The 23,777-nt window shown below is 61.8% G+C and carries 26 protein-coding genes; 16 read left to right on the forward strand and 10 right to left on the reverse strand.

Features of this window, described 5'->3' with window-relative positions; genetic code table 11:
• Window positions 1-95: 95 nt before the first annotated feature.
• Window positions 96-728: a GntR family transcriptional regulator gene (locus QA637_RS21745; RefSeq protein WP_153443176.1), complete on the reverse strand. Its 633-nt coding sequence runs from the start codon at window positions 726-728 to the stop codon at window positions 96-98.
• Window positions 729-1,010: 282 nt separating this feature from the next.
• On the opposite strand from QA637_RS21745, the gene QA637_RS21750 reads away from it, so the two are divergent.
• The 7 genes from QA637_RS21750 to QA637_RS21780 all read left to right on the forward strand — a co-directional run bounded on the left by QA637_RS21750 (window position 1,011) and on the right by QA637_RS21780 (window position 8,279).
• Window positions 1,011-2,435 (forward strand): M20 family metallopeptidase, encoded by a 1,425-nt coding sequence (locus QA637_RS21750; RefSeq protein WP_283066849.1) that lies wholly within the window; start codon window positions 1,011-1,013, stop codon window positions 2,433-2,435.
• Window positions 2,428-4,122: a M28 family peptidase gene (locus QA637_RS21755; protein WP_283066851.1), complete on the forward strand. Its 1,695-nt coding sequence runs from the start codon at window positions 2,428-2,430 to the stop codon at window positions 4,120-4,122. The genes QA637_RS21750 and QA637_RS21755 overlap by 8 nt, the downstream gene beginning before the upstream one ends.
• A 68-nt stretch (window positions 4,123-4,190) precedes the next feature.
• A complete protein-coding gene (locus tag QA637_RS21760) occupies window positions 4,191-5,036 on the forward strand; it encodes a transporter substrate-binding domain-containing protein (protein WP_283066853.1) in 846 nt (281 codons plus the stop codon).
• 110 nt (window positions 5,037-5,146) lie between these two features.
• Entirely contained in the window at window positions 5,147-5,866 is a 720-nt protein-coding gene (locus QA637_RS21765; protein ID WP_283066855.1) for an ABC transporter permease, read from the forward strand.
• On the forward strand, window positions 5,866-6,588 hold the full coding sequence (locus QA637_RS21770; RefSeq protein WP_283066857.1) for an ABC transporter permease: 723 nt from the start codon (window positions 5,866-5,868) through the stop codon (window positions 6,586-6,588). Before QA637_RS21765 ends, QA637_RS21770 begins: the two co-directional genes overlap by 1 nt.
• A 2-nt stretch (window positions 6,589-6,590) precedes the next feature.
• Window positions 6,591-7,367 carry an ABC transporter ATP-binding protein gene (locus tag QA637_RS21775; protein WP_283066859.1) on the forward strand — a complete coding sequence of 259 codons (777 nt, stop codon included), beginning with the start codon at window positions 6,591-6,593 and terminating at the stop codon, window positions 7,365-7,367.
• Window positions 7,368-7,424: 57 nt separating this feature from the next.
• The gene (locus QA637_RS21780) at window positions 7,425-8,279 is read left to right on the forward strand and encodes a transporter substrate-binding domain-containing protein (RefSeq protein WP_283066861.1); all 855 of its coding nucleotides are present in this window, start codon (window positions 7,425-7,427) and stop codon (window positions 8,277-8,279) included.
• Between the two features lie 237 nt (window positions 8,280-8,516).
• Here the strand turns inward: QA637_RS21780 and hutC are convergent, their stop codons facing one another.
• Entirely contained in the window at window positions 8,517-9,263 is a 747-nt protein-coding gene (gene hutC / locus QA637_RS21785; protein ID WP_283066863.1) for a histidine utilization transcriptional repressor HutC, read from the reverse strand.
• Window positions 9,264-9,450: 187 nt separating this feature from the next.
• Here hutC and QA637_RS21790 point away from each other — a divergent pair, with 187 nt between their 5' ends.
• The 9 genes from QA637_RS21790 (at window position 9,451) to QA637_RS21830 (ending at window position 17,651) form a co-directional block, all read left to right on the forward strand.
• Window positions 9,451-10,293, forward strand: a complete 843-nt coding sequence (locus QA637_RS21790) for a transporter substrate-binding domain-containing protein (RefSeq protein WP_153443168.1) — start codon at window positions 9,451-9,453, stop codon at window positions 10,291-10,293.
• Between the two features lie 97 nt (window positions 10,294-10,390).
• On the forward strand, window positions 10,391-11,116 hold the full coding sequence (locus QA637_RS21795) for an ABC transporter permease (protein WP_153443167.1): 726 nt from the start codon (window positions 10,391-10,393) through the stop codon (window positions 11,114-11,116).
• Between the two features lie 9 nt (window positions 11,117-11,125).
• Complete coding sequence (locus tag QA637_RS21800) at window positions 11,126-11,830, forward strand: ABC transporter permease (protein ID WP_283066864.1); 705 nt, start codon at window positions 11,126-11,128, stop codon at window positions 11,828-11,830.
• Window positions 11,831-11,857: 27 nt separating this feature from the next.
• Complete coding sequence (locus tag QA637_RS21805; RefSeq protein WP_153443165.1) at window positions 11,858-12,634, forward strand: ABC transporter ATP-binding protein; 777 nt, start codon at window positions 11,858-11,860, stop codon at window positions 12,632-12,634.
• Window positions 12,631-14,151 (forward strand): HAL/PAL/TAL family ammonia-lyase, encoded by a 1,521-nt coding sequence (locus tag QA637_RS21810; protein ID WP_283066865.1) that lies wholly within the window; start codon window positions 12,631-12,633, stop codon window positions 14,149-14,151. The genes QA637_RS21805 and QA637_RS21810 overlap by 4 nt, the downstream gene beginning before the upstream one ends.
• Complete coding sequence (solA, locus tag QA637_RS21815; RefSeq protein ID WP_283066866.1) at window positions 14,135-15,310, forward strand: N-methyl-L-tryptophan oxidase; 1,176 nt, start codon at window positions 14,135-14,137, stop codon at window positions 15,308-15,310. Before QA637_RS21810 ends, solA begins: the two co-directional genes overlap by 17 nt.
• A gap of 229 nt (window positions 15,311-15,539) precedes the next feature.
• Window positions 15,540-16,577: an IS110 family RNA-guided transposase gene (locus tag QA637_RS21820; protein ID WP_283066868.1), complete on the forward strand. Its 1,038-nt coding sequence runs from the start codon at window positions 15,540-15,542 to the stop codon at window positions 16,575-16,577.
• 400 nt (window positions 16,578-16,977) lie between these two features.
• Entirely contained in the window at window positions 16,978-17,232 is a 255-nt protein-coding gene (locus QA637_RS21825; RefSeq protein ID WP_184108938.1) for a type II toxin-antitoxin system Phd/YefM family antitoxin, read from the forward strand.
• Window positions 17,229-17,651 carry a type II toxin-antitoxin system VapC family toxin gene (locus QA637_RS21830; protein ID WP_153443162.1) on the forward strand — a complete coding sequence of 141 codons (423 nt, stop codon included), beginning with the start codon at window positions 17,229-17,231 and terminating at the stop codon, window positions 17,649-17,651. Before QA637_RS21825 ends, QA637_RS21830 begins: the two co-directional genes overlap by 4 nt.
• 413 nt (window positions 17,652-18,064) lie before the next feature.
• Here the strand turns inward: QA637_RS21830 and QA637_RS21835 are convergent, their stop codons facing one another.
• From QA637_RS21835 to QA637_RS21870, 8 genes are all read right to left on the reverse strand, one after another.
• Entirely contained in the window at window positions 18,065-18,328 is a 264-nt protein-coding gene (locus QA637_RS21835; RefSeq protein ID WP_283066872.1) for a hypothetical protein, read from the reverse strand.
• 134 nt (window positions 18,329-18,462) lie between these two features.
• Complete coding sequence (locus tag QA637_RS21840; RefSeq protein WP_327791109.1) at window positions 18,463-18,942, reverse strand: TniQ family protein; 480 nt, start codon at window positions 18,940-18,942, stop codon at window positions 18,463-18,465.
• Window positions 18,920-19,564 carry a TniB family NTP-binding protein gene (locus QA637_RS21845; RefSeq protein ID WP_283066874.1) on the reverse strand — a complete coding sequence of 215 codons (645 nt, stop codon included), beginning with the start codon at window positions 19,562-19,564 and terminating at the stop codon, window positions 18,920-18,922. The genes QA637_RS21840 and QA637_RS21845 overlap by 23 nt, the downstream gene beginning before the upstream one ends.
• Window positions 19,530-19,805 carry a TniB family NTP-binding protein gene (locus tag QA637_RS31040; RefSeq protein WP_283066876.1) on the reverse strand — a complete coding sequence of 92 codons (276 nt, stop codon included), beginning with the start codon at window positions 19,803-19,805 and terminating at the stop codon, window positions 19,530-19,532. The genes QA637_RS21845 and QA637_RS31040 overlap by 35 nt, the downstream gene beginning before the upstream one ends.
• 66 nt (window positions 19,806-19,871) lie before the next feature.
• Window positions 19,872-20,150 carry a type 2 periplasmic-binding domain-containing protein gene (locus tag QA637_RS21855; RefSeq protein WP_234887130.1) on the reverse strand — a complete coding sequence of 93 codons (279 nt, stop codon included), beginning with the start codon at window positions 20,148-20,150 and terminating at the stop codon, window positions 19,872-19,874.
• On the reverse strand, window positions 20,144-20,497 hold the full coding sequence (locus QA637_RS21860; protein ID WP_283066879.1) for a LysR substrate-binding domain-containing protein: 354 nt from the start codon (window positions 20,495-20,497) through the stop codon (window positions 20,144-20,146). The genes QA637_RS21855 and QA637_RS21860 overlap by 7 nt, the downstream gene beginning before the upstream one ends.
• 239 nt (window positions 20,498-20,736) lie before the next feature.
• Window positions 20,737-22,566 (reverse strand): PHA/PHB synthase family protein, encoded by a 1,830-nt coding sequence (locus QA637_RS21865; protein WP_153443161.1) that lies wholly within the window; start codon window positions 22,564-22,566, stop codon window positions 20,737-20,739.
• A 286-nt stretch (window positions 22,567-22,852) separates the two neighbouring features.
• Window positions 22,853-23,668, reverse strand: coding sequence for a class I SAM-dependent methyltransferase (locus tag QA637_RS21870; RefSeq protein ID WP_153443160.1), 816 nt, complete (start codon window positions 23,666-23,668; stop codon window positions 22,853-22,855).
• Window positions 23,669-23,777: the final 109 nt, after the last annotated feature.

A 23,777-nucleotide genomic window follows, 5' to 3' on the forward strand; every position in this document is an offset into this window, starting at 1 on the left:
CAGAACAGGTCCCAGGGCGACGCCATCTGGGTGAAGTTCGTGACAAATTTCTGCCCACGCGACGAGCCGCAACAGGCGCGCCCGGTGGCGCGCGCTCAATCCTGGCGAATGTGGCGTGCAATCGCTTCCTTGAGGGTTGCTCCATCGCCGGCGGCAACGGCGTCGATCATTTGATGGTGCTCGCGCGAGGATTGTTCGATGCGCGCCCGTGTCTTCCACTGCGAGACCGGGGCCGACGATGTGCGCTGGCGGATCTCGGTCACGAGATTGACGAGTTCCTTGTTGCCGCAGAGCGAAAGCAGCCGATGGTGAAAGGCAAGATTGGCCTCGTAGAGCTCGATCGGCGTTCCTTCGAGAATGAGCGTGTCGAAGCGCGACGCGAGGTCACGCAGGGCCTCGACGTCCAGCTCTGACGCGTTGGCGGCGATTTTGCCCGCAACCCCCGCTTCGAGCAGGATGCGAATTTCGCTGACTTCGGAAGCCTGCCGGCCATCGGGCTCGTACACGTGATAGCCGCGGTTCGGCACATGTTCGACAAGGCGGCGTTGCGCAAGCCGGTCGAGTGCGCGCCGCACTTCCGGCCTCGTGCACTGGTAGCGCTGCTCCAGGTCGATCTGCTTCAGCCATGATCCGGGTGCAAGCACGCCGGTCTGGATGTCATGGAGAATCAGGTCCGTGACATCGACTGCAGTCGGATTGTTTGCTTCCCGCGGTTTCACCTTGTTCATACAGCCTCCCTACTGCAGGTTTTCCTCTTTCGAACAAAACAGGCAGCAATTCAAAGTTCTGCCGCGTCCCTTTCGCGTCTGGTTAAGATGCGCGGCGCTGCAGGACCTGCCTCTCATTCTGCCATTGCGCCCGACTGCTCTCCAAGATGCAGTCACCCGCAAAGCCGTGGAAAAATCTCTTCGCGCCCTCTGTTTTACACCCATAACGCGCTTGCGTGCTTCAAAATGTTGTCATAAATTGGCGCCAATTTTGGATACCATTGTTGTGGAAGCCAGTAAACGATGAAAAATTCCGATGCCGTCTGGGACCTCGTCGAAAAGAAGCGCGAAGCGTTCTGCTCCTTGAGCGACCGTGTGTGGGACACGCCGGAAACCAACTACGAGGAATACAGCTCGTCCGCTGCGCACGCGGCCATGCTGGAGAATGAAGGTTTCCGCGTCGCGCGCGGCATTGCCGGCATGCCGACGGCAGTGATGGGCGAGGCGGGCGAGGGCGGCCCGGTTATCGCCATCCTTGGAGAGTTCGACGCGCTACCGGGTTTGAGCCAGGAGGCGGGGATTGCCGAGGAGAGGCCGCTCGTTGTCGGCGGCAACGGCCATGGCTGCGGACATAACCTGCTCGGCGCCGGCTCGATGATGGCGGCAACTGCCGTCAAGGACTATCTGGAGGCCAACCGCATCAGGGCGCGGATTCGCTATTACGGCTGCCCTGCCGAGGAGGGCGGCTCGTCCAAGGGCTTCATGGTGCGGGCGGGCGTTTTCGACGACGTCGATATCGCCATTTCCTGGCATCCGGCACCCTTCGCCGGCGTCAACAACCCGATCTCGCTCGCCTGCAACGAGATCAATTTCCACTTCAGCGGCCGCGCCTCGCATGCCGCCGCTTCGCCCCATCTCGGCCGCAGCGCGCTCGACGCCGTCGAGCTCATGAATGTGGGTGTCAACTATCTGCGCGAGCACATGCCGTCGACCGCCCGCATCCACTATGCCGTCACCGATACCGGCGGGCACGCACCGAACGTCGTCCAGGCGCGCGCGACGGTGCGCTATCTCGTCCGCGCCCGCAGTCTGCCGGAACTGCTCGATCTGTCCGCCCGCGTAAGGAATGTCGCCGACGGCGCGGCACTGATGACCGGCACGACGGTGCGGAGCGAAATCGTCAGCGGCGACGCCAATCTCGTCGGCAACACCCCGCTCGAATCCCTGATGCATTCGCACCTCGAACGCCTCGGTCCGCCGGTCTTTGATGAAGAGGACCGCGACCTTGCGGCCAAATTCCAGGAGACCTTCTCGAAGGAGGATATTGCCTCTTCCTTCGAGCGCTTCGGGCTGAAGGTGCGTCGCGGCGTTGCCCTGTGTGACACGATCTTTCCGCCGGAAAGCGGCAACGGCACGCTCGTCGGTTCGACCGACGTCGGCACGGTGAGTTGGATTGTGCCGACCGTCCAGATGCGCGGCGCGACCTACGCCATCGGAACGCCCGGTCATTCCTGGCAACTCGTCGCTCAAGGCAAGCTGCCAGCCGCGCACAAGGGCATGGAACATGCGGCAAAGGTGATGGCGAGCACGGCGCTCGACCTGATCCTGAAGCCCGATCTCATAGCCGCCGCCAAGGCCGATCATGCGGCGAGACTGGACGGCACGCCTTTCGTGAACCCGATCCCGGACGATGTCGATCCGCCGCTGCCGGAGAAGCGCGATGCTTGACCTAGCTCAACCCGATCGAGAGCGGCTGGCTGCCCATATCGAGGAGTTCGGCCGCCGCATCAAGCTCTCGGGAACGCCTGAGGAACTTGAGAGCTTCCGTTATCTCGAACGGGAGATGGCGTCCTACGGCTATCGCACGGAGCTTCTGTTCCACGACGCCTATATCAGCCTGCCCGGACAGGCTCGCGTCGAGGCAAACGGCGAAAACCTGCGCTGCATCACGCATTCGATGTCGGTTGCGACGACAAGCGACGGCATCCGCGCGCCGATCGTCTATGTCGGTGAGGGCGACGAGGCGGCCTTCGCCTCCGTCGATGTCAGAGGCAAGACCGTTCTTGTCGATGGCATTGCCACCGAGGAAGTGACCGCGCTCGCAAGCGCGCATGGCGCTCTGGGCCAGCTTCATATCAGCCCGAACGAACACCTTTACGAAATGTGCGTTTCACCGGTATGGGGCAGTCCCTCGCAGGTTACGCGGCCGAAGCTTCCAACGACGGTCGTTTGTACGATCGCGCGCGACGACGGCGCGAGGCTACGGGCGCAATGCCAAGCGGGCGAGATCGTGCTGGTGTCGCTTTGGGCGGACGTCGATACCAGCTGGCGCAAAACGCCCATTCTCGTTGCGGAGCTGCCTGCTGAAAAGAAAGTGGACGACGGCGCCCCTTTCGTGCTGTTTTCCGGCCATCACGACACCTGGCACTACGGTGTCATGGACAACGGATGCGCCAACGCCACCATGCTGGAGGCGGCAAGGTTGCTCGCCGCGCGGCGCGGCCCGTGGCGGCGGGGCTTGCGTCTCTGCTTCTGGTCCGGCCATTCGCATGGGCGCTATTCGGGATCCGCCTGGTATGCGGACGAATATTGGGACGAGCTCGATCGGCGCTGCGTCGCCCATGTGAATGTCGATTCGACCGGCGGCGAGGGGGCAAGCGTGCTTACCAACTCGGCTGTCATCGACGAGTTGAAATCCGTTGCGGCTGAAGCGGTCGAGGCGGTAAGCGGACAGCGCCACGCCGGTCGCCGCCACGGCCGCGCCGCGGACCAGTCGTTCTGGGGTGTTGGCATACCGTCGATGTTCGGCAGCCTCAGCCATCAGCCGCCCGGTCCCGTCAAGATGCTGACGGCGCTTGGCTGGTGGTGGCATACGCCGCACGACATGGTAGAGCACATCGATCTCGACAACCTTGAACGCGACACGGCAATCGTGCTGCGCGTTCTGTGGCGCCTGTTGACTGCGCCAGTGCTACCGCTCGACTACACCGCCGTTGCCGCTTCGATGAGGAAGGAACTGCTGACCCTTCAGGACCGCCTCGGCGACCGCATGGACATCGACATTTTGATTTCGCGCCTTGGCGCGTTCGAGGAAGCGGTACAGGCTGTGAACAGGATGGCCGAGAGCGCCGGCGAGGACGCGCTGGAAGCGATCAACCGCTCCCTCATGCAGGTGTCTCGTCTGCTCGTGCCCCTCAATTACACGACCGGACACCGCTTCAGCCACGACAGCGCCCTGCCGCACCCGGCCTGGCCATCGCTTGCCGGCCTGCGCGAGCTTGCCGACCTGCCGCAGAGCTCGCCCGAACTGCCGTTTTATGCCGTGCACGCCCGACAATGCCGAAACCTCGCTGCACATGCCTTGCGGGAGGCGCGGGCAACACTGGCAGCCGCCCTCAAACACGACACGCGCTGAAAGGCGCGGATCGATCAATCGCAAAGCCGGCCACCAAAAAGGCCCGGCAAAAAGAAGGGAACTGAAACATGAAACGAAGCAGATTTGTCGCCGCCATTTTCATGGCCGGCCTTTCCTTGACCGCCACGTCGGCGCTGGCCAAGGACTGGACGCATGTCCGGGTCGGGATCGAAGGCGCCTTCCCGCCATGGAATGCGCTCGATTCCCAGGGCCAGCTCACCGGATTCGACGTCGATTTGATCAAGGATGTTTGTGCCCGCGCCAAGGTGGAATGCGAGTTGATGACGGGCGAATGGACCAGCCTCATCCCCAGTCTCAACGCCGGCAAGTTCGATCTCATCATGACGCTCGGCATCAATGAGAAGCGCAAGCAGGTCGTCGACTTCACCATCCCCTATGCGAGTGGTGTCGCGACTTTCCTGATTGCCAAGAACGGACCGGTCACCGAGTTGCCGATGACCGGCGAGCGCCTTAATCTCAACGACAAGGCGAAGGCCGATCCGGTCATGAAGACGATCGGCGAAGCGCTCGACGGCAAGACCGTCGGCGTTGTGCAGTCGACCAGCCAGGAACAGCTCATCAACGCCTATTTCGGCGACACCGTCACGGTGCGCGCCTACAAGAACTCCGGCGAACGCGATCTCGACCTCAAGGCTGGGCGCATCGATGCCGGGTTCGACAGCGGCGTCTATGGAACGTCGATGCTCGCCAAGCCCGGCAACGAGGGCCTCGCCATGACAGGACCTTTGGTCAAGGGCGCGATGCTGGCAACGGAAGTGGCGATGGGCATGCGCAAGGGGGAGGCTGAGTTGAAGGCGAGGTTCGACGACGCGATCAAGGCCGCAGCGGCTGACGGCGTTATTCGTGCGCTCTCCGAAAAATGGAGCAAGCTCGATCTTACGCCCTCGTTCTAACAACGGACTGGCAGGGCGGGCCGCAAGGCCCGTCCGGCACCACTCGACGGACATCCAGCCATGAACAGCGAGTCAGTCTTCTGAGCGCTTGGCCAAGGACCATCGTCTCCATGAGTAATCCCGGTTTCCTCGACATCATCAGTTTCGGGCCTGACAGGTGGGGTCACGCGCTTGCCGCGGGCGCGTGGATGACGATCCTGATCGCGCTTGCCGGCTTTGCGATCGGCAGCGTCATCGGTACCCTCGGCGCGTGGGCGAAGATATCCGGCGGCCGGTTCCTCCGGATGTTCGCCGATGCCTATACGACGATCTTGCGCGGCATTCCGGATCTGCTCGTCATCTACCTTTTCTATTTCGGCGGCAGCGCCGTCGTGACGGCGGTCGGGCAGTTCTTCGGCGCCGAGGGCTTCGTCAGCTTTCCGGGCTTTCTCGCTGGTGCGCTTGCGGTCGGCTTGACCTCCGGTGCCCAGCAGACGGAGGTTTTCCGTGGCGCTTTCCGTGCCGTCCATCCGGGCGAACTGGAGGCGGCGACCGCCTGCGGTATGGGCCGCGTGCTCAAGTTCCGCCGCATCACCGCGCCGCTGACGCTGCGCCACGCGCTGCCCGGACTCGGCAATGTCTGGCAGGTGGTGCTGAAAGAGTCGGCGCTCGTTTCGGTCACCGGCGTCGTCGAGCTTCTGCGCCAAGCCCAAATCGGCGCCGGATCGACCAGTCTGCCTTTCGATTTCTATTTCATCGCCGCGATGATCTATCTCGCGATTTCCACCGTTTCCGGCCTCTTCCTCAATGCCTCGGAACGCTGGTTCTCGCGCGGCGTCAGGAGGGGTTGATGGATATCGCCTTTGCCGCGGAAACGCTGATAAGCCTGCTCTCGGCCCTGCCGCTCACGCTTGAGCTCGCAATAACGGCAATCGCTCTCGGTGCGGTTCTCGCTCTTGCTCTGGCGCTCGCGCGCCTCTCCGGCATCCTCGTGCTCGACTGGTTCGCGCGCCTCTACGTGTTCATTTTTCGCGGAACTCCGCTGCTCGTCCAGATCTTCCTGATCTACTACGGTCTTAGCCAGTTTGGCGCGGTCAGGCACAGCATCTTTTGGCCGGTGCTGCGCGAGCCCTATTGGTGTGCCGTGCTTGCCCTGATGCTGAACACCGCGGCCTATGCGAGCGAGATCATTCGCGGCGGCTTGCTTTCAGTGCCGCACGGGCAGGTCGAGGCCGCGCGCGCCTGCGGCATGCCGCGTTTCATGATCTTCCGCCGCATCGTCATGCCGCTTGCCATCCGCCAGGCACTGCCCGGCTACGGCAACGAGATGATCTCTATGGTGAAGGCGACCTCGCTCGCCTCGATCATCACGCTCATGGAAATCACCGGGGTTGCCGCCAAGATCATTTCCGAAACCTTCCGGGTGATCGAGGTCTTCGTCGTCGCCGGCGCCATCTATCTCACCATCAATTTCCTGCTCACCCGGCTCATCGCCTTCGTCGAGTACCAGTTGAGCCCGCATCAGCGCCAGCCGCTGCCCATGACCGGCAGGCTGAAGGGAGAATCCCATTGAACATGTCCGCAAAAGCCGCTCCGTTCGTCGCCATCAGTGTCCGGGATCTGCACAAGAGCTTCGGCCCGGTCGAGGTACTGAAAGGGATATCGATCGACGCGCATGAGGGCGAGGTGATCTCGATCCTCGGCTCGTCGGGTTCGGGAAAATCGACGCTCTTGCGCTGCATCAACATGCTGGAGGTGCCGGATTCCGGCTCCATCGCGGTGGCCGGCGAGACGATCCGCCTCAAGGCGGCGGGCGGCGGCAAAAGCCGGCCTGCCGACCGGAAGCAGGTCGACCGCATCCGCTCCGAGCTCGGCATGGTCTTCCAGAGCTTCAATCTCTGGTCCCACAAGACGGTGCTGGAGAACGTTATCGAGGCGCCCGTCCATGTGCTGAAGCGGCCGCGCAGGGAAGCGATCGACGAGGCGGAGGCGCTGCTTGCCAAGGTTGGCATCGCCGACAAGCGCAACCACTACCCCGCTCATCTTTCCGGCGGCCAGCAGCAGCGTGCAGCGATTGCCCGTGCGCTCGCCATGCGGCCGAAGGCGATGCTTTTCGACGAGCCGACCTCCGCACTCGATCCGGAACTCGTCGGCGAGGTGCTGCGCGTCATGCGCGGGCTCGCCGAAGAAGGCAGAACGATGCTGGTCGTGACCCACGAGATGGGCTTCGCCCGCGATGTATCGAGCCGCGTCGTCTTCCTGCACAAGGGCGCGATTGAGGAGGAGGGCGCGCCTCATAACGTCTTCACCAGCTCGAAATCCGAACGTTTCCGGCAGTTCATCAGCAATTAGGCGAATGACCTCCTGAAAGAACCAAATAACCACCAGAGCAAAAAGGGGAATATCGAAATGCAGAAAACAACCGCGATCATGGCGGCCCTCGCCGTTGCCACGGGGCTTCTCGCCACGACGGCACAGGCGGAAGAAAAGAAGTGGACGAAGATCACCATTGCCACCGAAGGCGCCTTCCCGCCCTATAATCTCACCAAGGCGGACGGCACGTTGGACGGCTACGAGATCGAGCTCAGCAAATATCTCTGCGATCACATGAAGGTGGAATGCACCATCATTCCGCAGGCCTTCGACGGGATGATCCCAGCTCTCAATGCCGGTAAGTTCGACGCCATCATGGCAGGCATGTCGGCGACGGAAAAGCGCAAGGAAGTTATCAACTTTTCCATCTCCTACGGCAGCACCGGCCAAGCTTTCGCGACGCTCAAGGGCAGCGAGCTTGAAACCTTGCCGATGAAAGGCGAACTCTTCTCGCTGGCGTCCAACGAGGCGGGTGCCCGCAAGGCCGTCGAAGAGCTGAAGCCGCTTGTCGAAGGCAAGACGATCGGCGTCCAGAGCGCTTCGATCGCGGCGCGCTTCATCGACGAGTATCTTAAAGAAATCGTCGAAGTGCGCGAATACAAGACGACTGAACAGCACGATCTCGATCTGGTCGCCGGCCGGGTCGATCTTGTCATGGCCTCGATGGGTTACCTGAAAACCGCGGTCGAAAAGCCTGCGAATGCCGACATGACTATCGTCGGACCGCGCTTCCAGGGCGGCTTCCTCGGTGCCGGCAGCTCCGTCGGGCTGCGCAAGAGCGACACCGACCTGCAGGCGATGTTCGACGACGCCATCACCGCGGCGAAGGCGGACGGCACGATTAAAAGCCTTTCGGAAAAGTGGTTCGGCTTCGACCTGACGCCGCAATAAGGCATTTCTGCGGTGGGGCGCAAGAGCCGCGTATTCGTCGGAATGCGCGGTGTCTGCGCGGCGCGTTAACGCACGTCGCGTTGATTAGCGAAGCGGCTTTGCGTTAATCAACAGGATCGCCAATAACGCCGTGGGTGATTGGTGCTTTGGTTCAATCCCGTTCAACGTGAGGAGGCAACCACCCATCTGCCAAGCGATAGCCGCAATCACTACCGTGGTTCCATATACAAGATGGCCCTATTCCTCAAACATCTTGCCCGTGCGTGCCTCCAGTCGATAGCGGTGACCGGGGTAGATGAGGCGGGCGGTGGAGACGACGTGTCGTCCCGACCATGTCCGGCGGCGTATTGCGAGACACGGCTCGCTCTTGAGAATTGACAGCAGCTTGCATTCCCAGGACTGCGGCATTGCCGCCTCGACGATGTGCTCAGAACCGCTAAGCGGGGCTGCAGCCGTGAGATAGGCGTTCGGCGTGATTGAGGAGAACTCCTGCGCGAGATAGTCGGGAGCTGCCGCCGGATTAACGAAGCGATCTTCTATCTGCACCGGCACGCCGTTTTCGCTGTGAACAATCAGCGAGTGGAACACCGCTGCGCCGATCGCTAAATCGAGCGCGTCCGCGGTTTCGGGAGAAGCAGCTTCCTGGGCGAGAATTACAACGGAGGCCTCGTGCGTATGGCCACGCTCGGCAATTTCGTCGGCGATGTTGCGCACTTCAAACAGGGCCGAGTAACCCTTACGCTCGGCAACAAAGGAGCCGACGCCCTGAATGCGGACCAGTTCACCCTCGTTTGCAAGTTCACGCAGCGCGCGGTTAGCGGTCATCTTGCTGACGCCGAGTTCAGTCACCAATTCGTTCTCGGAAGGCACGCGATGCCTGGGAGGCCACTCGCCACTGTGGATGCGGTCAAGGATCATCTGCTTCACACCGGCGTAAAGCGGTGCGGTATCGTTGTCCCGCTTCATCTCGCTTGGACGCTTCAATGCCTTTTCCTTTTGCGACGGCGGAATCCGCTCGATTAAATCGACTTTCCTCTTGCATAACACAAAATGTGACATATGCTACCCTATACAACCTCGACACACGGCCAACAGAGCTGGTGTCGGGCAAGCCGGCGGAGACTGGCGTCGGGCCGCAAGGCCAATCGTAACCTCAGAGGAGAACTCACCGATGAACTTCAGCAAGCTTGTTCTTGCCAGCGCTTTTGCGCTTTCGACTTTCGCCGCTCCTGTTGCTGCTAAAGACTGGAAGGCTGCCACGATTACGCTTGAGGGCGCCTATGCGCCCTGGAACATGACCAATGCCGACGGCACGCTGGGCGGCTTCGAGCCGGAACTTGCCAAGGTGCTGTGCGAGCGGGCCAAGATCGAGTGCACGCTCGTCGCCTCCGACTGGGATGGCATGATCCCGGCTCTTAATGCCGGCAAGTTCGATGTCATCATGGACGCCCTGTCGATCACCGAGGACCGCAAGAAGGTCATCGACTTCACTATTCCCTACGCTGCGACGCCGGCGGCCTTCGCAACCGCTAAAGACAGCCCGCTGGCAAACGCGGCCGGCACCGGCGCGACAATCAAGATGACGCCCGGCCAGACCGGCGTTAAAGAGGTCGAAGCGTTGAAAGAAGCCTTCAAGGGCAAGACCATCGGCATTCAGGCAGCCACCGTTTACGCCAAGTTCATTTATGACAATTTCGGCGACATCGCAGAGGTGCGCGAGTACAAGACCGGTGCAGACCGCGACCTCGATCTCCAGACCGGCCGCATCGATCTCGGTTTCGATGACGCCGTCTATTTCGCCAATGCCTTCCAGTCCGCAAACGATAGCCTGGCCTTTACTGGCCCGGAAATCGTAGGCCCGATTTGGGGTGAGGGTGAGGGCCTCGGCATCCGTCAGGCCGATACAGACCTGCGCGACAAGTTCAACGAAGCGATCAAGTCCGCGCTCGCCGACGGTACCGTGAAGAACCTGTCGATGAAGTGGTTTAAGGTCGACGTCAGCCCGCAGAATTGACGCCCGCGCGGGCCGAAAGGGCGGTCTCACGGCTCGATGCCGGGGACCGCTTGCTGTTCTGATATCGCCGAGAAGGCGGTGGGGCGGGGAACTTGATATGGCAACACTGGAACTAATTGGTTTCGGCACGACCGGATGGGGCGCACTCCTTCTGCTCGGCGCGCTGATGACCCTCTGCGTGACTGCAAGTGCGCTCGCAATAGGAGCCGTGCTCGGTTCTGTCATCGCCGCCGCAAAGCTCTCCGGCAACGCGTTTCTTGTTGCGCTTGGCAGCCTTTACACGACGGTGTTTCGCGGCGTGCCGGAGTTGCTCATTATCTATCTCATCTATTTCGGGGGCTCTACGGCTGTCACGGCGATCAGTCAGTCGATGGGCTATGAAGGCTTCCTCGGACTGCCTTCTTTCCTGGCCGGCGCGCTGGCCGTCGGCATCATCTCCGGTGCCTATCAGGCGGAAGTCTTCCGCGGTGCCTACCTCGCCATTTCCAAGGGCGAACTGGAGGCGGCATCGGCCATCGGCATGCGCCGGGGTCTCCGGTTTCGCCGGATCATCATCCCGCAGGTACTGCGTTTCGCCATTCCGGGTCTCGGCAACGTCTGGCAGCTCAGCCTCAAGGACTCGGCGCTGATCTCGGTGACGGGCCTTGCTGAGTTGATGCGCACCAGCCAGGTTGCCGCCGGTTCGACGCGACAATACTTCCTGTTCTTCATCGTGGGCGGCGGTCTCTATCTCATTCTGACGAGCCTCTCGGACCGCGTCTTCAACGGCGCCGAACGGCGCGCCAATCGGAGCATGCCGGCGGCGGCCATGGGCAAGGCGTGAGATAGTACCATGGATTTTGCCTTTCTCACCCAAACGATGACCACGCTGCTCAAGGCCGTTCCGATGACCTTGGCACTGTTTTCCCTTTCGATCTTCTCCGGCGGCATTCTGGCGCTTCTGATCGTCTGGATGCGTGTCGGCGGCAACCCTGTGCTCGCATCCGTCGCCAAGGGATACATTTTCGTCTTTCGCGGCTCGCCGCTGTTGATCCAGATGTTTCTTGTCTTCTACGGACTCGGCCAGTTCGGCTTCATCCGCTATTCGTTCCTGTGGCCGTTCCTGCGCGAACCCTTTGTCTGCGCGGTCCTCTCGCTGGCGCTCTGCACCGCGGGCTATACGGCTGAAATTTTCCGCGGCGGCATTCGCGCCGTCTCCCCGCGCGACATTGAGGCAGCGCGATCGATCGGCATGTCCGGCGCGCTCCTCGTGCGTCGCATCCTCGCGCCGATCGCCTTTCGGCACGCGCTGCCGGCCTATTCCACCGAGATCGTCCTGATGATGAAATCGACGGCACTCACAAGCCTGGTGACCGTATGGGAAGTAACGGGCGTGGCGCAGCGGCTGATCTCGCAGACCTATCGCACGATGGAAGTGTTTCTCTGTGCGGCTATCATCTATCTCGTTCTCAACTTCATCATTCTGCAGGCGATGTCACTGCTTGAATATTCGCTCTCGCGACACCGCCGCGCGATCCCGCCGGCGCTGAAAGCCTGAGCGCTGAACGACACGATTGGAGCTTCCATGCCAGGCGTCACCCGACTTTCCGTACGCAACATCCGCAAAAGCTTCGGCACCCACGAGGTCTTGCGCGGCATTTCCCTCGATGCCCAGGATGGCGACGTCATCTCGCTGCTCGGGGCATCCGGCTCCGGAAAATCCACCTTCCTGCGCTGCATCAACCTGTTGGAGACGGCAACCGACGGAGAGATCTGGGTTGATGGCGAGCAGGTTCGAATGGTTCACAAGGGCGGCACGAGCCGGCCCGCGAGCCAGAAGCAGGTCGATCATATCCGCTCGGAGCTCGGCATGGTCTTCCAGTCCTTCAATCTCTGGTCGCACATGACGATCTTGCAGAACGTGATCGAGGGACCGGTCCATGTCCTCAAACGCCCGCGCACCGAATGTATCGCCGAGGCCGAGGTGTTGCTCGAGAAGGTCGGCATTGCCGACAAGCGCCATGCCTATCCTGCGCACCTGTCCGGCGGGCAGCAGCAGCGCGCCGCGATCGCCCGGGCGCTGGCGATGAAACCGAAGGTCATGCTTTTCGACGAGCCGACCTCGGCGCTCGACCCGGAACTCGTCGGTGAGGTGTTGCGCGTCATGCGTGCGCTCGCCGAGGAGGGGATGACCATGCTGGTCGTAACCCATGAGATGAGCTTTGCCCGCAATGTCTCCAACCGGGTCGTCTTCATGAAGGAAGGCCTGGTCGACAGCAGCGGCACGCCGGACGAGATGTTCGGCGGCGGAGCCTCGCCCGCCTTTCGCCAGTTCATCGGCCATTTCGGAAGCGCGCAATGACGGTCACCATCGACACGCGGATCGGCTGGCGCGAGGTGGCCCGCGTCGCGGCCGGGGAGACGGTTGCGCTTTCTCGCGCGGCGTGGGCACGCGTGGACAATGCCAGTCGCATCGTTGCGCGCATTGTCGAGACGGGGGTGCGCGCCTACGGCATCAATACCGGCGTCGGCGCGCTTTCGGACACGGTCGTTGGTCGCGACCATCAAAGCCGGCTGTCGCGCAACATTGTTCTCAGTCACGCCTGCGGCGTCGGCGATGTCTTGGCCGCACGCGAGGTCCGAGCAATCATCGCTGCGCAAATCGCCAACTTTGCCCACGGCCATTCCGGTGTGAGCGCGGACATTATCCGCTATCTTGCGGGATTCCTGGAAAAGGACTGTGTGCCGGATGTCCCATCGAAAGGCTCGGCCGGTTACCTTACGCACAACGCCCACACCGCGCTCGTCCTCATCGGCGAGGGAAGCGCGCAGGTGGCCGGCCAGCGCATGAGTGGCCGCGAGGCGCTCAGCGCTATCGGCCTTTCGCCGCTTGTGCTCGGCGCGAAGGAGGGATTGAGCCTCGTCAATGGTACGGCCTGCGCAACGGGTCTTGCAAGCGTTGCACTCGCGCGCACCGAGCGGCTGCTCGACTGGGCGGATGCGATCGCAGCCCTCACTTTGGAGGCAGCCGGCTGCCAGATGGCGGCCTTCGACGAAGCGGTTCTGGCGCTTCGCCCGTCGCGCGGCCTCGGGCACGTCGGTGCTACCCTGCGAGAGCGCCTGGAAGGCAGCGGGCTCGTCGCGGCTGCGCTCGGCCGGCGCACGCAGGATGCGCTCAGTCTCCGCGCGATCCCGCACGCCCACGGGGCCGCCCGCGACGTCTTTGACCATGCATCTGATGTCGTAGACCGCGAGCTTGCTTCCGTCACTGACAATCCGACGGTGTCAGGAACGCCCGACAGTCCGATCGTCTCGTCGCAAGCCCATGCCGTCGCGCCCGCCCTCGCACAGGCGTGCGACAACCTGGCGATCGCCCTTGGGCAGATATCCGCCATGAGCGAGCGCCGCACGGATCGGCTTGTCAATCCGTTGGTGAGCGGCCTGCCGCCGTTCCTGGCAAGCGACGCCGGCAGCAACTCCGGCTTCATGATTGCGCAATATACCGCGGCAGCGCTCAGCAATGAGAACCGCAGGCTGGCGGCTCCGGCCTCGACAGATGGCGGCCTGACTTCTGCTCTCCAGGAGGACTTTCTCGCGCATCCGACGGCGGCCGCAAACAAGCTACTGAACGTGGTCGACAATGCCGAATACATCCTGGCGATCGAGCTGATGGCGGCTGCCCAGGCTCATGACTTCCTGTCCGCGACCGCAGCGCGCGCGCAAGGGACTGATGCCATCTATCGCCTCGTGCGCGGGGTCGTTGCGCATTACGACGACGATCGTCCGCTTGCCGGCGACATGGAAGCGCTTCGCATCCTGGTCCGGGAAGACATGCCACCGGTCGTGAACGGAGGGAGCAGGGATGACGGTCGAGTTTGACGTTGCCGTTATCGGCCTCGGCGCCATGGGAAGTGCTGCACTGTCCTTTCTTTCGGCGCGCGGCGCCAAGACGATCGGCATCGATGCCTATTTCCCGGCCCATGCGCTCAGTTCCTCGCATGGAGACAGCCGCCTGATCCGGCTCGGGTACTTCGAGGATCCATCCTATGTGCCGCTGCTGCAACGTGCCTATTACAACTGGCGCGCGTTGGAAATCCGGCTTCGCACGGAGATCTTGACGACAACCGGCGTCCTCCAGGTTGGTGCTGCGGACAGCAAGATCGTCGCGGGAACGCGCGCGTCCTGTGAGATGCACGGTTTGGCGCATGAGGTGCTCGATAAGGCTGAGATGGGACGCCGGTTCCCCGCCTTTCAACTGGACGACGACGAGATCGCGGTCCTCGATCCGCAGGGCGGCTATCTCAGGCCGGAAGCAGCCATTGCGGGCTATCTGAAACTTGCCGCACAGGATGGCGCCGTTCTCCACTTCGGTGAACGGATAACCGCAATCGAGCCGGGCGACGGCGGTGTCACGCTCCGCTCAGCCGATGGACTTTATCGCGCGAAGAAGGCGGTGGTTGCGACCGGACCCTGGATCGCCGAACTCGTTCCGCAGTTGAAGGCGCATGCGGTGCCGATCCGGCAGGTCGTTGCCTGGTACCAGCCACGCGACGGCTTCGCGACCGAACCGCGGCGCATGCCCTGCTTTCTTAGGGACGAGGGAGCAGGGGGCTCTTACTTCGGCTTTCCAGCGATCGGCATTGATGGCGTCAAAGTCGGCAGGCATGCACATTTTCGCGAACGGATCAATCCGGATGAGCCAAACCCGCCGGTCAACGATGCGGACACGGCGCTGCTCGATGGCTTTATCTCCAAGCGCGTGCCGGCGGCCGCCGGACAGCGTGTCAATGCCGTGACGTGCCGCTATACGATGTTGCCGAGCGAGGATTTCTTGCTCGACCTCGCGCCCGGCAATCCGAACGTCGTCGTCGCTTCGCCCTGTTCGGGACATGGCTTCAAGTTTACCAGCGTCGTCGGTGAAATCTTGGCGGACCTCGCACTCGAGGCCGCAACCAGCTTGCCGGTGGCCGCCTTCTCTTTCGATGCCATGAACCGTTTCGAGTGCGGGGCGCGCGTTACAGACATTCCACTTGGATGATCGAGCGGCCGATTGCACCAGGAAACCGCCAACGACCGAAATATCATCCGTCAGCCGGTGACGCGTAAATTTGATCCCGCTGACGCGCGGTGTTCTCGTTATGTGCTCTCAAGATGGTGTAACGGGCCGACCCGGCCCGGCAGGTTTGAAGGGCCGGTGGTCGTCCCTCACAATGATGGTGTCGCGGAGTCAGGAGTGGCCTGCTCCATAGCAGCACGGAGAGACGACCATGAAAGAGTATGCCGGCATAGACGTATCCCTGGAATACTCAAGTGTGTGCGTGGTGGATGCGGATGGCCGCATTGTGCGGGAAGCAAAGATCCTCAGCGAGCCCGCTGCGCTGATCGCCTGGTTCGGCGCGCACGGCGTTGCGATGGAGCGAATTGGTCTGGAGGCCGGGCCCTTGTCGCAGTGGCTCCATGCCGGGATGGTGAAAGCCGGTCTCTCGGTCGAGCTGATCGAGACGCGCCACGTGCGTGCAGCCTTCAAGACAATGCCGGTAAAGACCGACAAGAAGGACGCTCGGGGCATTGCGCAGTTGATGCGGCTTGGCTGGTTCAGGCCGGTCCACTGCAAATCTCTTGCGGCCCAGGAGGTGCGTGCGCTGCTGACCGCCCGCAAGCTCATTCAAGGCAAGCTTCACGACATCGAGATGAGCATCCGGGGCATCCTGCGCGGCTTCGGCCTCAAGGTCGGGCCGACGACGCGGCGCACTTACGCGGGGCGCATCCGCGCGCTGATTGCAGGCCATTCGACCTTGGAAGCGATCGCCGCTTCGCTGCTGAAGGTGCGCGACGCGCTTGTGCATGAGTTTGCAGGGCTTGAGCGCCAGCTGCGCGCCATCGCCCGCCAGGATAACAACGCACAGCGGTTGATGACGACGCCAGGCGTTGGTGTCCTGGTGGCGCTGACGTTTGTGGCGGCCGTCGATGCGCCGGAGCGCTTCCGCTCCTCCCGCGCGGTGGGGCCGCACTTCGGATTGACGCCGAAGAAATATCAATCGGGCGAGACCGATCATAGCGGTCGCATCTCGAAGATCGGCGATGGGAGCGTGCGCACCGCGCTCTACGAGGCGGCCAACGTCATCCTGACGCGACCGGTCAAAGGTTCCGATCTGAAGCGCTGGGCGTTGGCGGTCGCCAAACGGGCCGGTCCCAGAAAGGCGCGCGTGGCGCTGGCCCGCAAGCTCGCGGTGGTGTTGCATTGCCTGCTCAGGGACAGAACCAACTTCATTGCTCATAAGGGAGCGCCAGCCGTGGCGGCTTGATCGGAGGAGACGACAAGACAGGCTTTCGGACGGGCACAGCCATCAGCCCGCCGCAGCAAGGTCCCTTCGCCGGGACGATGGATGGGTTAGGCCGCTATGCGATCAGCAGCACCCGGTGACTGCGCTTCTAAGATTGGCCAACCGGTCCTCAGCAGACCCCATGGAGCAGCGGCAAAGCTCCGACTGCGGACAGAAGCAAGCACTCGGCGAGGGATCAAGCGCACAAGGGATTGACGCAACGCCCGTTACAGAAGATCGCATAATATATCGACTGGAACGCTGCAGTGCCGGACACCTCCATTGAACCCTGATGTACCCGCTGGGCCCGCTCGACTGTTCGGCTTGTTATTTCTTCTTTTCATGCTATATGTAGGTAACTACCTACATGGAGGTGTTAGCTGTGGGGATTACGACCCTTTCCAGCCGAGAGCTGAACCACGACGTGAGTAGCGCCAAGAAGGCGGCAAAAAGCGGCCCGGTCATCATCACGGATCGCGGCAGGCCTTCCCATGTGCTCATGACCTACAATGAATTTGAGCGCTTGACCGGCAAGCACCGCAGTCTTGTCGAGGGTCTCGCCATGCCTGGCCTCTCGGGGATCGATTTCGAGCCGCACCGCGCTGAAATTAGTCCGCGCGAAGTGGACTTGTCTTGAGATACCTGCTCGATACCAACGTCGTTTCCGAATTGCGCAAGATCGGTGACGGCAAAGCCGATGCCAATGTGGTCGCATGGATCGGAGCGGAAGATGCGTCCCGCTTCTTCCTTTCGGCCATCACAATTCTCGAACTGGAGCGGGGTGTACTCGGGGTGCAGCGCCGAGACGCCGCACAAGGCGCTCGGTTGCGTTCTTGGCTCGACAGTCATGTGCGTCCGGAATTCGCCGGCCGTATTCTTCCGGTTGACGATGTGGTTGCGACACGGTGCGCGCACCTGCACATCCCCGACCGGCGCAATGAGGCCGACGCGCTGATTGCGGCGACGGCGATGGTTCACGACATGATCGTTGTCACCCGAAACACCAGAGACTTCGAAGGCACCGGCGTCGTTATCGTCGATCCCTGGCAAGGCTGATCGTTTCACTCCTATCCGAATACAGGCCGTTCCTGACCGGGCGAGTTCGATTGCTGGGTGGCCGGATCGAATCCGTTCAAGGCGATGGATAGGAGTTTAGATTCCGGACTGGCAGCCATGTTCCCGGGTTCCGATCGTCTCAGTAGGGCGGGGAGGGTCGCGCCGCTGCGGCCAGCGCGAATGGCCGCGATGCGGACTAAGCGGTCGTCGCCAAGCCGATTGCCGGATGACCTGTTTGGGGCCGAATCCGAAATGTCGGCTTCTAGCGTTCAATTATGGGAATGCGGCCATTTCGACCTCGTGGGCTTGCCAGTGGGTCAGAATGAGGGATGTCGCTTTGCATTTAAACGTGAGAATGCACCTGTTTTAGCCAAGGTTGGCATTTAATACTGAGAATCTGAGCGGCCGGAATCTCAAATTAACTGCAACTGCGAACACGCCATTGATCGGCATGTATGGGTCATGATCTCGTCGATAGCGCCGCTGAAACGCGCCTTGTTCGCACCCATCATTTGGCCGCGTAGCATGTCGAGCATCTCAGGTCCGGCCCGCTCGACGATGGCCACTCCGGCCAGCAGAGCTGGTCGCAGATGCAGCGGCAGGATCGGACTTGCCGGTGTCGTCAGGCTCCCCCGTTCGACGACATCATCGAGATCTGGAATGATTGCGCCGATCACCCTGTATCGCCACGGTTCGTATCCTCGGGAGATGGGTCTCGTCACCCGTCGCATCAGCAGAAGCCGCGCGATCTCGGCCGGCGATGTCCAGGTTCGGACATTGCGTTCGGCTTCATCGTCGAGGAGCCGTTCTCCTATGAGAGAAGTCCCATGGTAGCGGCCGAAAGCAGTTGGCGGTCATGCCTGCCTGAGTGCCGGAGCAGGCAGCCGCAAAGCGTGCAGGTGATACGCCAGCCGAAAAGCTGGCTCCGAAGAACGGGCCTGGGGTCGTGCTTTGCCGGATGACAGCGAGAGCACGATTGGACAGGTTCCTTGGCAATCAGGCGCCGCGACGATTGCGCGATATTCGCGAAGGTCATGCGGTGAACCATGGTCTGATCAGCGGAGAACATGCGGGCAAGGCGGAAGACCTGATCCTCGTTGAGGTCGAGATCTGCGGCGCGCAGGGATGACGCCTCTGGAAGGCAATGCCGAAGCATAGCCAGGGGAGGGACAGCATAGAACTCGGCATGCCGGCCGATCCACGACGACAGAAGCTCATCCGTGCGAGGCGCCAGCGTTACCGGCAACCGCCGCGAGGTCTCTCCCATATCAGGCGAAGGCGGCTTCCGCATCAAACTCCGGCTCCCATTTCTCGATGGCTGCGTCCGTAATCCTTTCTTGGCCGCTTTTGATGGCCTCGATAGCGAGTGAGTTGATAATGTGAAAGATGTTCGCGGTGACGCCTTCGGTGATCTGTAGCATCCGCCGCAGCGATTTTGCTGTTAGCACCGATGGTAGACGCAGCGGCGTGTTGCGCAGGATCAAGGCGATCAAGATTTCGAACTGCTCGTTGGCGGCCCAGCGGTTCAACGTAAACTGCTCGAAGCGGCGGGCCAATTGCACATCGCCGCCGATGGCTTCGCGGGCGTCATTAACCCCGAAGCAGACGAGAGAGATCTGGAGGCGGTTGCTAAGAAAACGCAATGTGTTGAGGACAATACGCTGCTCGCGATAGCTTCCGGCAAGAATATTATGCACTTCGTCGATCACTAGCACCTGCACACCGATCGCTTCCATGATCCGCAAAGCGGCCTGCTCCATCTGCGCGATATCGGCGCGTGGCCGCTGCGGTGCACCGAGCAGGGTCAGCAGTCCGGCGTAGAACCGCCGTTCGCCGGGGCGGCTGGTCATCTCCATGGCCAGGACCGGTGTCTTCAGCTTACCGGTAATCGAATTGAAGCTTGGCGGGTCCACGGAAGCGCTTCATGATCATCGTCTTGCCCATGCCGCTGTCGCCATAAATGGCGATGGATGGCATTCGCGTTCCACGCGGATGATCGAGCAAGAGGTTCAGTCGATCGAGCACCTGCTTTGCCCGCGGATAAACAAGCCAGCGGCGCGATCTGATCGCGCGGATGCGCTGTTCGTCGGCTTCAGCAATCAGCGCTGCGGCGCTCGCGGTCAGGTGGAGAGTTCGGTGTTCATGCCAGCTCACTCCGTGTCCTCGTCAAAGGCCACAGGTTTGCTGGAGTCGACCCCGCGAAGCGAGCCCCATCCGCCGTCATCCACCCTCGTTTTTGCGCTGCCTGGACGGCCGCGTCGCGCAGCCGCCGTCTTCTTGACCGCTGCGTCCACCAGTTTGCGCTGCTCGATCGCAGATGATCCGCGACGTGGCGTTCTCGTGCTTTATGGTGCGGTAGCACACGTCGTCGGGTCTTTGCCGCTGCGACGCTGCGGGAATGACGCACAAGCTCACCCCGGCCGCCACGATACCCAATGCAGTTTGAATTTCGCGGACCTCTTCCACGCTTCCTTGAGAAATGCCTAGCTCGGTCAACATCTTGAGGATCTCGTCCGCAAAGCTCGGCCGTGGAGCCGACGGATAGACGACCAGCGGTTGCCCTCGAGTTCGGCACGGGCGATCGGTTCGGTGGAAAGCGATTTCGGGTGTCCGTTGGGGAAGGCGACGACCAGCCGTTCCTCTCGCGACGTCAGCCTCTCAATCTCGCTATCATTGAATCGGACCCTGCCGAAGCCGACATCGATCCGCCTTTCCTTGAGAGCGGTGACCTGTTCGGTCGACACCATTTCCCGGATCTCGATGTACAGATCGGGCCAACGTCCGCGCATTCGACGGACGAGGTCCGGGATGCCGCCATAAAGCGTCGAGCCCACTGCCGGGACCACCGTTGGCCGATCCGACCGCCGGCTCAGAGCGAGTGCGCTGAGAAAATCCGCCGCGACACACCGCCTGTCCCGGCGAAGCGCCGTGCCCGCGGATAAGCCGGCGCGTCGGGCAGCGTGGCTGGGCTAAGAAATCGCATAAAGTATCAACAGGAACCGCAAAGAATGACAGGACTACGGCCGACGCGACTAGGCCTCGATCGCCCGGCGGTGCCGTTCCACCGGTGCCCGAAAACCTAGCCTTATCGCTGATGCACATAAGTGCCGGGCGCATCGTCGATCGGGGGATATCTCTTGGGAACGCCGAGGACCGGCGGTGCCACCCGTTCCGGCGCTGAATGGCCGGCGAGCCACTCGACCCAGTCCGGCCACCATGAGCCGTCCTTCGATGTGGCTGCCGCGGCCCATTCGTCCGCGCTGACGCTGGGATCGCCCTCACGTGACAATGCGATGCGAAAACCTCGCCCGGGATGGTCTGGCTCCGAGACGATGCCGGCATTGTGGCCCCCGCTTGTCAGCACAAAAGTGACGTCGGTGTCGGTGAGATAATGTATCTTGTACACGGAACGCCACGGTGCGACGTGGTCTCGCTCCGTCCCAACGACGAACATCGGAAGGCGGATGTTCTGGAGGTGAGCCGGTCGTCCGTCAACGATGAAACGGCCGGCGGCAAGTTCGTTGTCGAGATAGAGACGCTGCAGATATTCCGCATGCATCCTGTAGGGCATGTGGGTCGGGTCCGCGTTCCACGCCATAAGATCGGTCATCGGGGTGCGTTTACCGATCAGATAGTCGTGGACAAGGCGCGACCACACGAGATCGTTGGTGCGCAGCAGTTGAAATGCCCCCGCCATCTGATCGGCAGAAAGACAGCCACTATGCCACATCATGCTGTCGAGAAAATGCAGCTGGCTGTGATCGATGAACAACGCCAATTCGCCAGGTTCGGAGAAGTCCGTCTGAGCGGCAAACAGCGTGACCGACGCCAAACGCTGGTCCTCGGTGCGCGCCAGCGCGGCCGCCGTGATCGCTAGAAGCGTCCCTCCCAGGCAGTAGCCCGTTGCGTGGATCTTGCGTTCAGGAACGATGGCGCTGACGGCATCAAGCGCGGCCAGGATTCCCAGTCTCCGGTAATCGTCGAGAGTAAGGTCGCGGTCCCTCGCGGTGGGATTGCGCCAGGAAATGCAGAAGACGGTGTGGCCCCGCGCCACGAGATAGCCGATCAGGGAATTATGCGGTGAAAGGTCGAGGATGTAGTATTTCATGATCCAGGCCGGCACGATCAGGATCGGCTCGGCCAGGACGTCCTTCGTCGCGGGCGCATACTGGATCAGCTCGATCAGGTGGTTTCGGTAGACGACCTTTCCAGACGTGGCCGCGACATCGTGTCCTACGCGGAACGCTTCCGTCCCGACCGGAGGTTGCCTCATGGCCATCCGGCCGACGTCTTCGAGCCAGTTGCGGAATCCCTGCGCGAAGTTCGCCCCGCCCGTCTCCATTGCCTTGTGGATCACTTCCGGGTTGGCAAAGGGAATGTTGGACGGCGAGAACATGTCCAGCAACTGGCGCGCGGTGAAGGAGACGACATCCTCGTGGTGCGGTGTCATGCCCGGGACGTTGCGCGTAACATTGTGCCACCACTGCTGGCACAGCAAGAAAGCCTGCGCCCAGATTGTGTAGGGTTGCTTTTGCCAACCCTCCGCACGAAACCGGTTGTCTCCCGGCAGCGCCTCGATGCAGGGTGTCGCGTCCGGACGCGTCGCGGCTGCAGCCATGTAAGTCAGCAGAAGGCCCCAATTCTGCCCTGCCTTATCGGCGAGTTCCATGCGCTTCCCCGGAGCCGATGCGAGATGGATCGACCAGTCGAAATAGGCGAGCATCAATGCGGCAGGTGAAAGACCTCCGGTCGCCATTGCACTCAGAGCCTCACGCATCCGATCGATCGCCCGGAATGCTTCGCCGCCCGCGTCCTCGTCTTCGTATGGCAGCGCCGACTGAGCCGTTATCGAGCTGGCGGACCCTGCTTTCCTCGCGCGGGCTGCGGCCAAAACTGGTCTTTCAGGCGTCTTCATTGCGAAACTCCATTCAGCCTTGCTGCGCAGTCGTTCACGCCGATTTAATGCCCGATCGCCGACGGGGATCAACGAAGTGTCGTCGATCGGAGCAGCAGACGGAAGCTACCATTTATGATGGTGCGCTGCTTGTCAGTTCTGGGCAAGTAAGGCCTTTCGGCATTCCGAAGCGCAGGTCCGCCTTGCGCTGGAGGAGGTACATCAACTTCCCCAGAAGAGCTCTCATCCCGAAAACACGTCGGTGTTCGGGAGGCGCGCCGCGCTGTCTGGCTATCGTGCGAATGGTTCAGAAGCGAAATCGAACGAGGCGCCCCATACGATAGGGGGTTAGGATCATGCTGAAGAGCTGCAGCGCGATCTGGACGGGCGGTGACATCCGCGCCATCTGTCCGATGTCCCAATCCGAACGATCCTCGATGAGCTTTAGCCCCGAAACCCGCCGTTCTATCTCTGCCGGGTCGTCGAGCGCCCAATGGAGACAGGCACCGGTGGCGCGGATTGCCGGATTGAAGCGCAGCAGTCGGATCGCGAAGCTGCTATAGGCATCGAAGGCTATCTCGCCCGAGGGAAAGTGGCCGGCGATCCGCCGCAAAACCTGTGAAACTTGCCGTTCCTTCAGATAAGGCAGAACGCCCTCGGCGACGATCATGGCCGGCCTGTCGGAAGGAAGGTTCGCAATCCACCCGCGCTGAACGATCGAGCCGGCAACCATCGTGCAGCCCGCACGGTCCGGGTAGATCTGCTGACGCAAGGAGATGACGTCCGGGAAATCCACTTCGAACCAGCGAACCCCCGGCCCAGGATTTATCCGGAAGATGCGACTATCGAGACCACAGCCGAGATGGACAACAGTCGTCTCCGGGCAGTGCTGAAGGAATGCCTCTGTCCAGCGATCAAGCATATAGGCGCGCAACGCGATGCCGATGGCCATGTCCTGACCAACTTTAAGGTGCCGACCGTCCTGATCGATACGGTGCAATGCGTCTGCGGCAAAGCGGTCGCGCAGCAGCGAATCCGGCATGGCGTTTTCGGCTGCCTTGGCTTGGAGCGTGATCAGCAGGGTTTCCCTTGCGCCGGTGAGGCGGATTTGCTCCGATTGCATGGCTTTCTCCAAGGTGCCCGGCATCAGGAGCGTACTCTCTCTGTCGCATCCGCAGCAACGGTTTCTTATCCGCAACATCAATCAAGCTATCGTGCGGGGCAGCAGCCAA

It is taken from the genome of Sinorhizobium terangae (genome assembly GCF_029714365.1).
Classification (GTDB): Bacteria; Pseudomonadota; Alphaproteobacteria; order Rhizobiales; family Rhizobiaceae; genus Sinorhizobium; species Sinorhizobium terangae.

What these genes read in the sequence shown, in the direction of transcription:
- QA637_RS21745 (WP_153443176.1), bottom strand. Translation starts at nt 728, where the DNA reads ATGAACAAGGTGAAACCGCGGGAAGCAAACAATCCGACTGCAGTCGAT.
- QA637_RS21750 (WP_283066849.1), top strand. Translation starts at nt 1,011, where the DNA reads ATGAAAAATTCCGATGCCGTCTGGGACCTCGTCGAAAAGAAGCGCGAA.
- QA637_RS21755 (WP_283066851.1), top strand. Translation starts at nt 2,428, where the DNA reads ATGCTTGACCTAGCTCAACCCGATCGAGAGCGGCTGGCTGCCCATATC.
- QA637_RS21760 (WP_283066853.1), top strand. Translation starts at nt 4,191, where the DNA reads ATGAAACGAAGCAGATTTGTCGCCGCCATTTTCATGGCCGGCCTTTCC.
- QA637_RS21765 (WP_283066855.1), top strand. Translation starts at nt 5,147, where the DNA reads ATGAGTAATCCCGGTTTCCTCGACATCATCAGTTTCGGGCCTGACAGG.
- QA637_RS21770 (WP_283066857.1), top strand. Translation starts at nt 5,866, where the DNA reads ATGGATATCGCCTTTGCCGCGGAAACGCTGATAAGCCTGCTCTCGGCC.
- QA637_RS21775 (WP_283066859.1), top strand. Translation starts at nt 6,591, where the DNA reads ATGTCCGCAAAAGCCGCTCCGTTCGTCGCCATCAGTGTCCGGGATCTG.
- QA637_RS21780 (WP_283066861.1), top strand. Translation starts at nt 7,425, where the DNA reads ATGCAGAAAACAACCGCGATCATGGCGGCCCTCGCCGTTGCCACGGGG.
- QA637_RS21790 (WP_153443168.1), top strand. Translation starts at nt 9,451, where the DNA reads ATGAACTTCAGCAAGCTTGTTCTTGCCAGCGCTTTTGCGCTTTCGACT.
- QA637_RS21795 (WP_153443167.1), top strand. Translation starts at nt 10,391, where the DNA reads ATGGCAACACTGGAACTAATTGGTTTCGGCACGACCGGATGGGGCGCA.
- QA637_RS21800 (WP_283066864.1), top strand. Translation starts at nt 11,126, where the DNA reads ATGGATTTTGCCTTTCTCACCCAAACGATGACCACGCTGCTCAAGGCC.
- QA637_RS21805 (WP_153443165.1), top strand. Translation starts at nt 11,858, where the DNA reads ATGCCAGGCGTCACCCGACTTTCCGTACGCAACATCCGCAAAAGCTTC.
- QA637_RS21810 (WP_283066865.1), top strand. Translation starts at nt 12,631, where the DNA reads ATGACGGTCACCATCGACACGCGGATCGGCTGGCGCGAGGTGGCCCGC.
- solA (WP_283066866.1), top strand. Translation starts at nt 14,135, where the DNA reads ATGACGGTCGAGTTTGACGTTGCCGTTATCGGCCTCGGCGCCATGGGA.
- QA637_RS21820 (WP_283066868.1), top strand. Translation starts at nt 15,540, where the DNA reads ATGAAAGAGTATGCCGGCATAGACGTATCCCTGGAATACTCAAGTGTG.
- QA637_RS21840 (WP_327791109.1), bottom strand. Translation starts at nt 18,942, where the DNA reads ATGCGGAAGCCGCCTTCGCCTGATATGGGAGAGACCTCGCGGCGGTTG.
- QA637_RS21855 (WP_234887130.1), bottom strand. Translation starts at nt 20,150, where the DNA reads ATGTTGACCGAGCTAGGCATTTCTCAAGGAAGCGTGGAAGAGGTCCGC.
- QA637_RS21865 (WP_153443161.1), bottom strand. Translation starts at nt 22,566, where the DNA reads ATGAAGACGCCTGAAAGACCAGTTTTGGCCGCAGCCCGCGCGAGGAAA.
- QA637_RS21870 (WP_153443160.1), bottom strand. Translation starts at nt 23,668, where the DNA reads ATGCAATCGGAGCAAATCCGCCTCACCGGCGCAAGGGAAACCCTGCTG.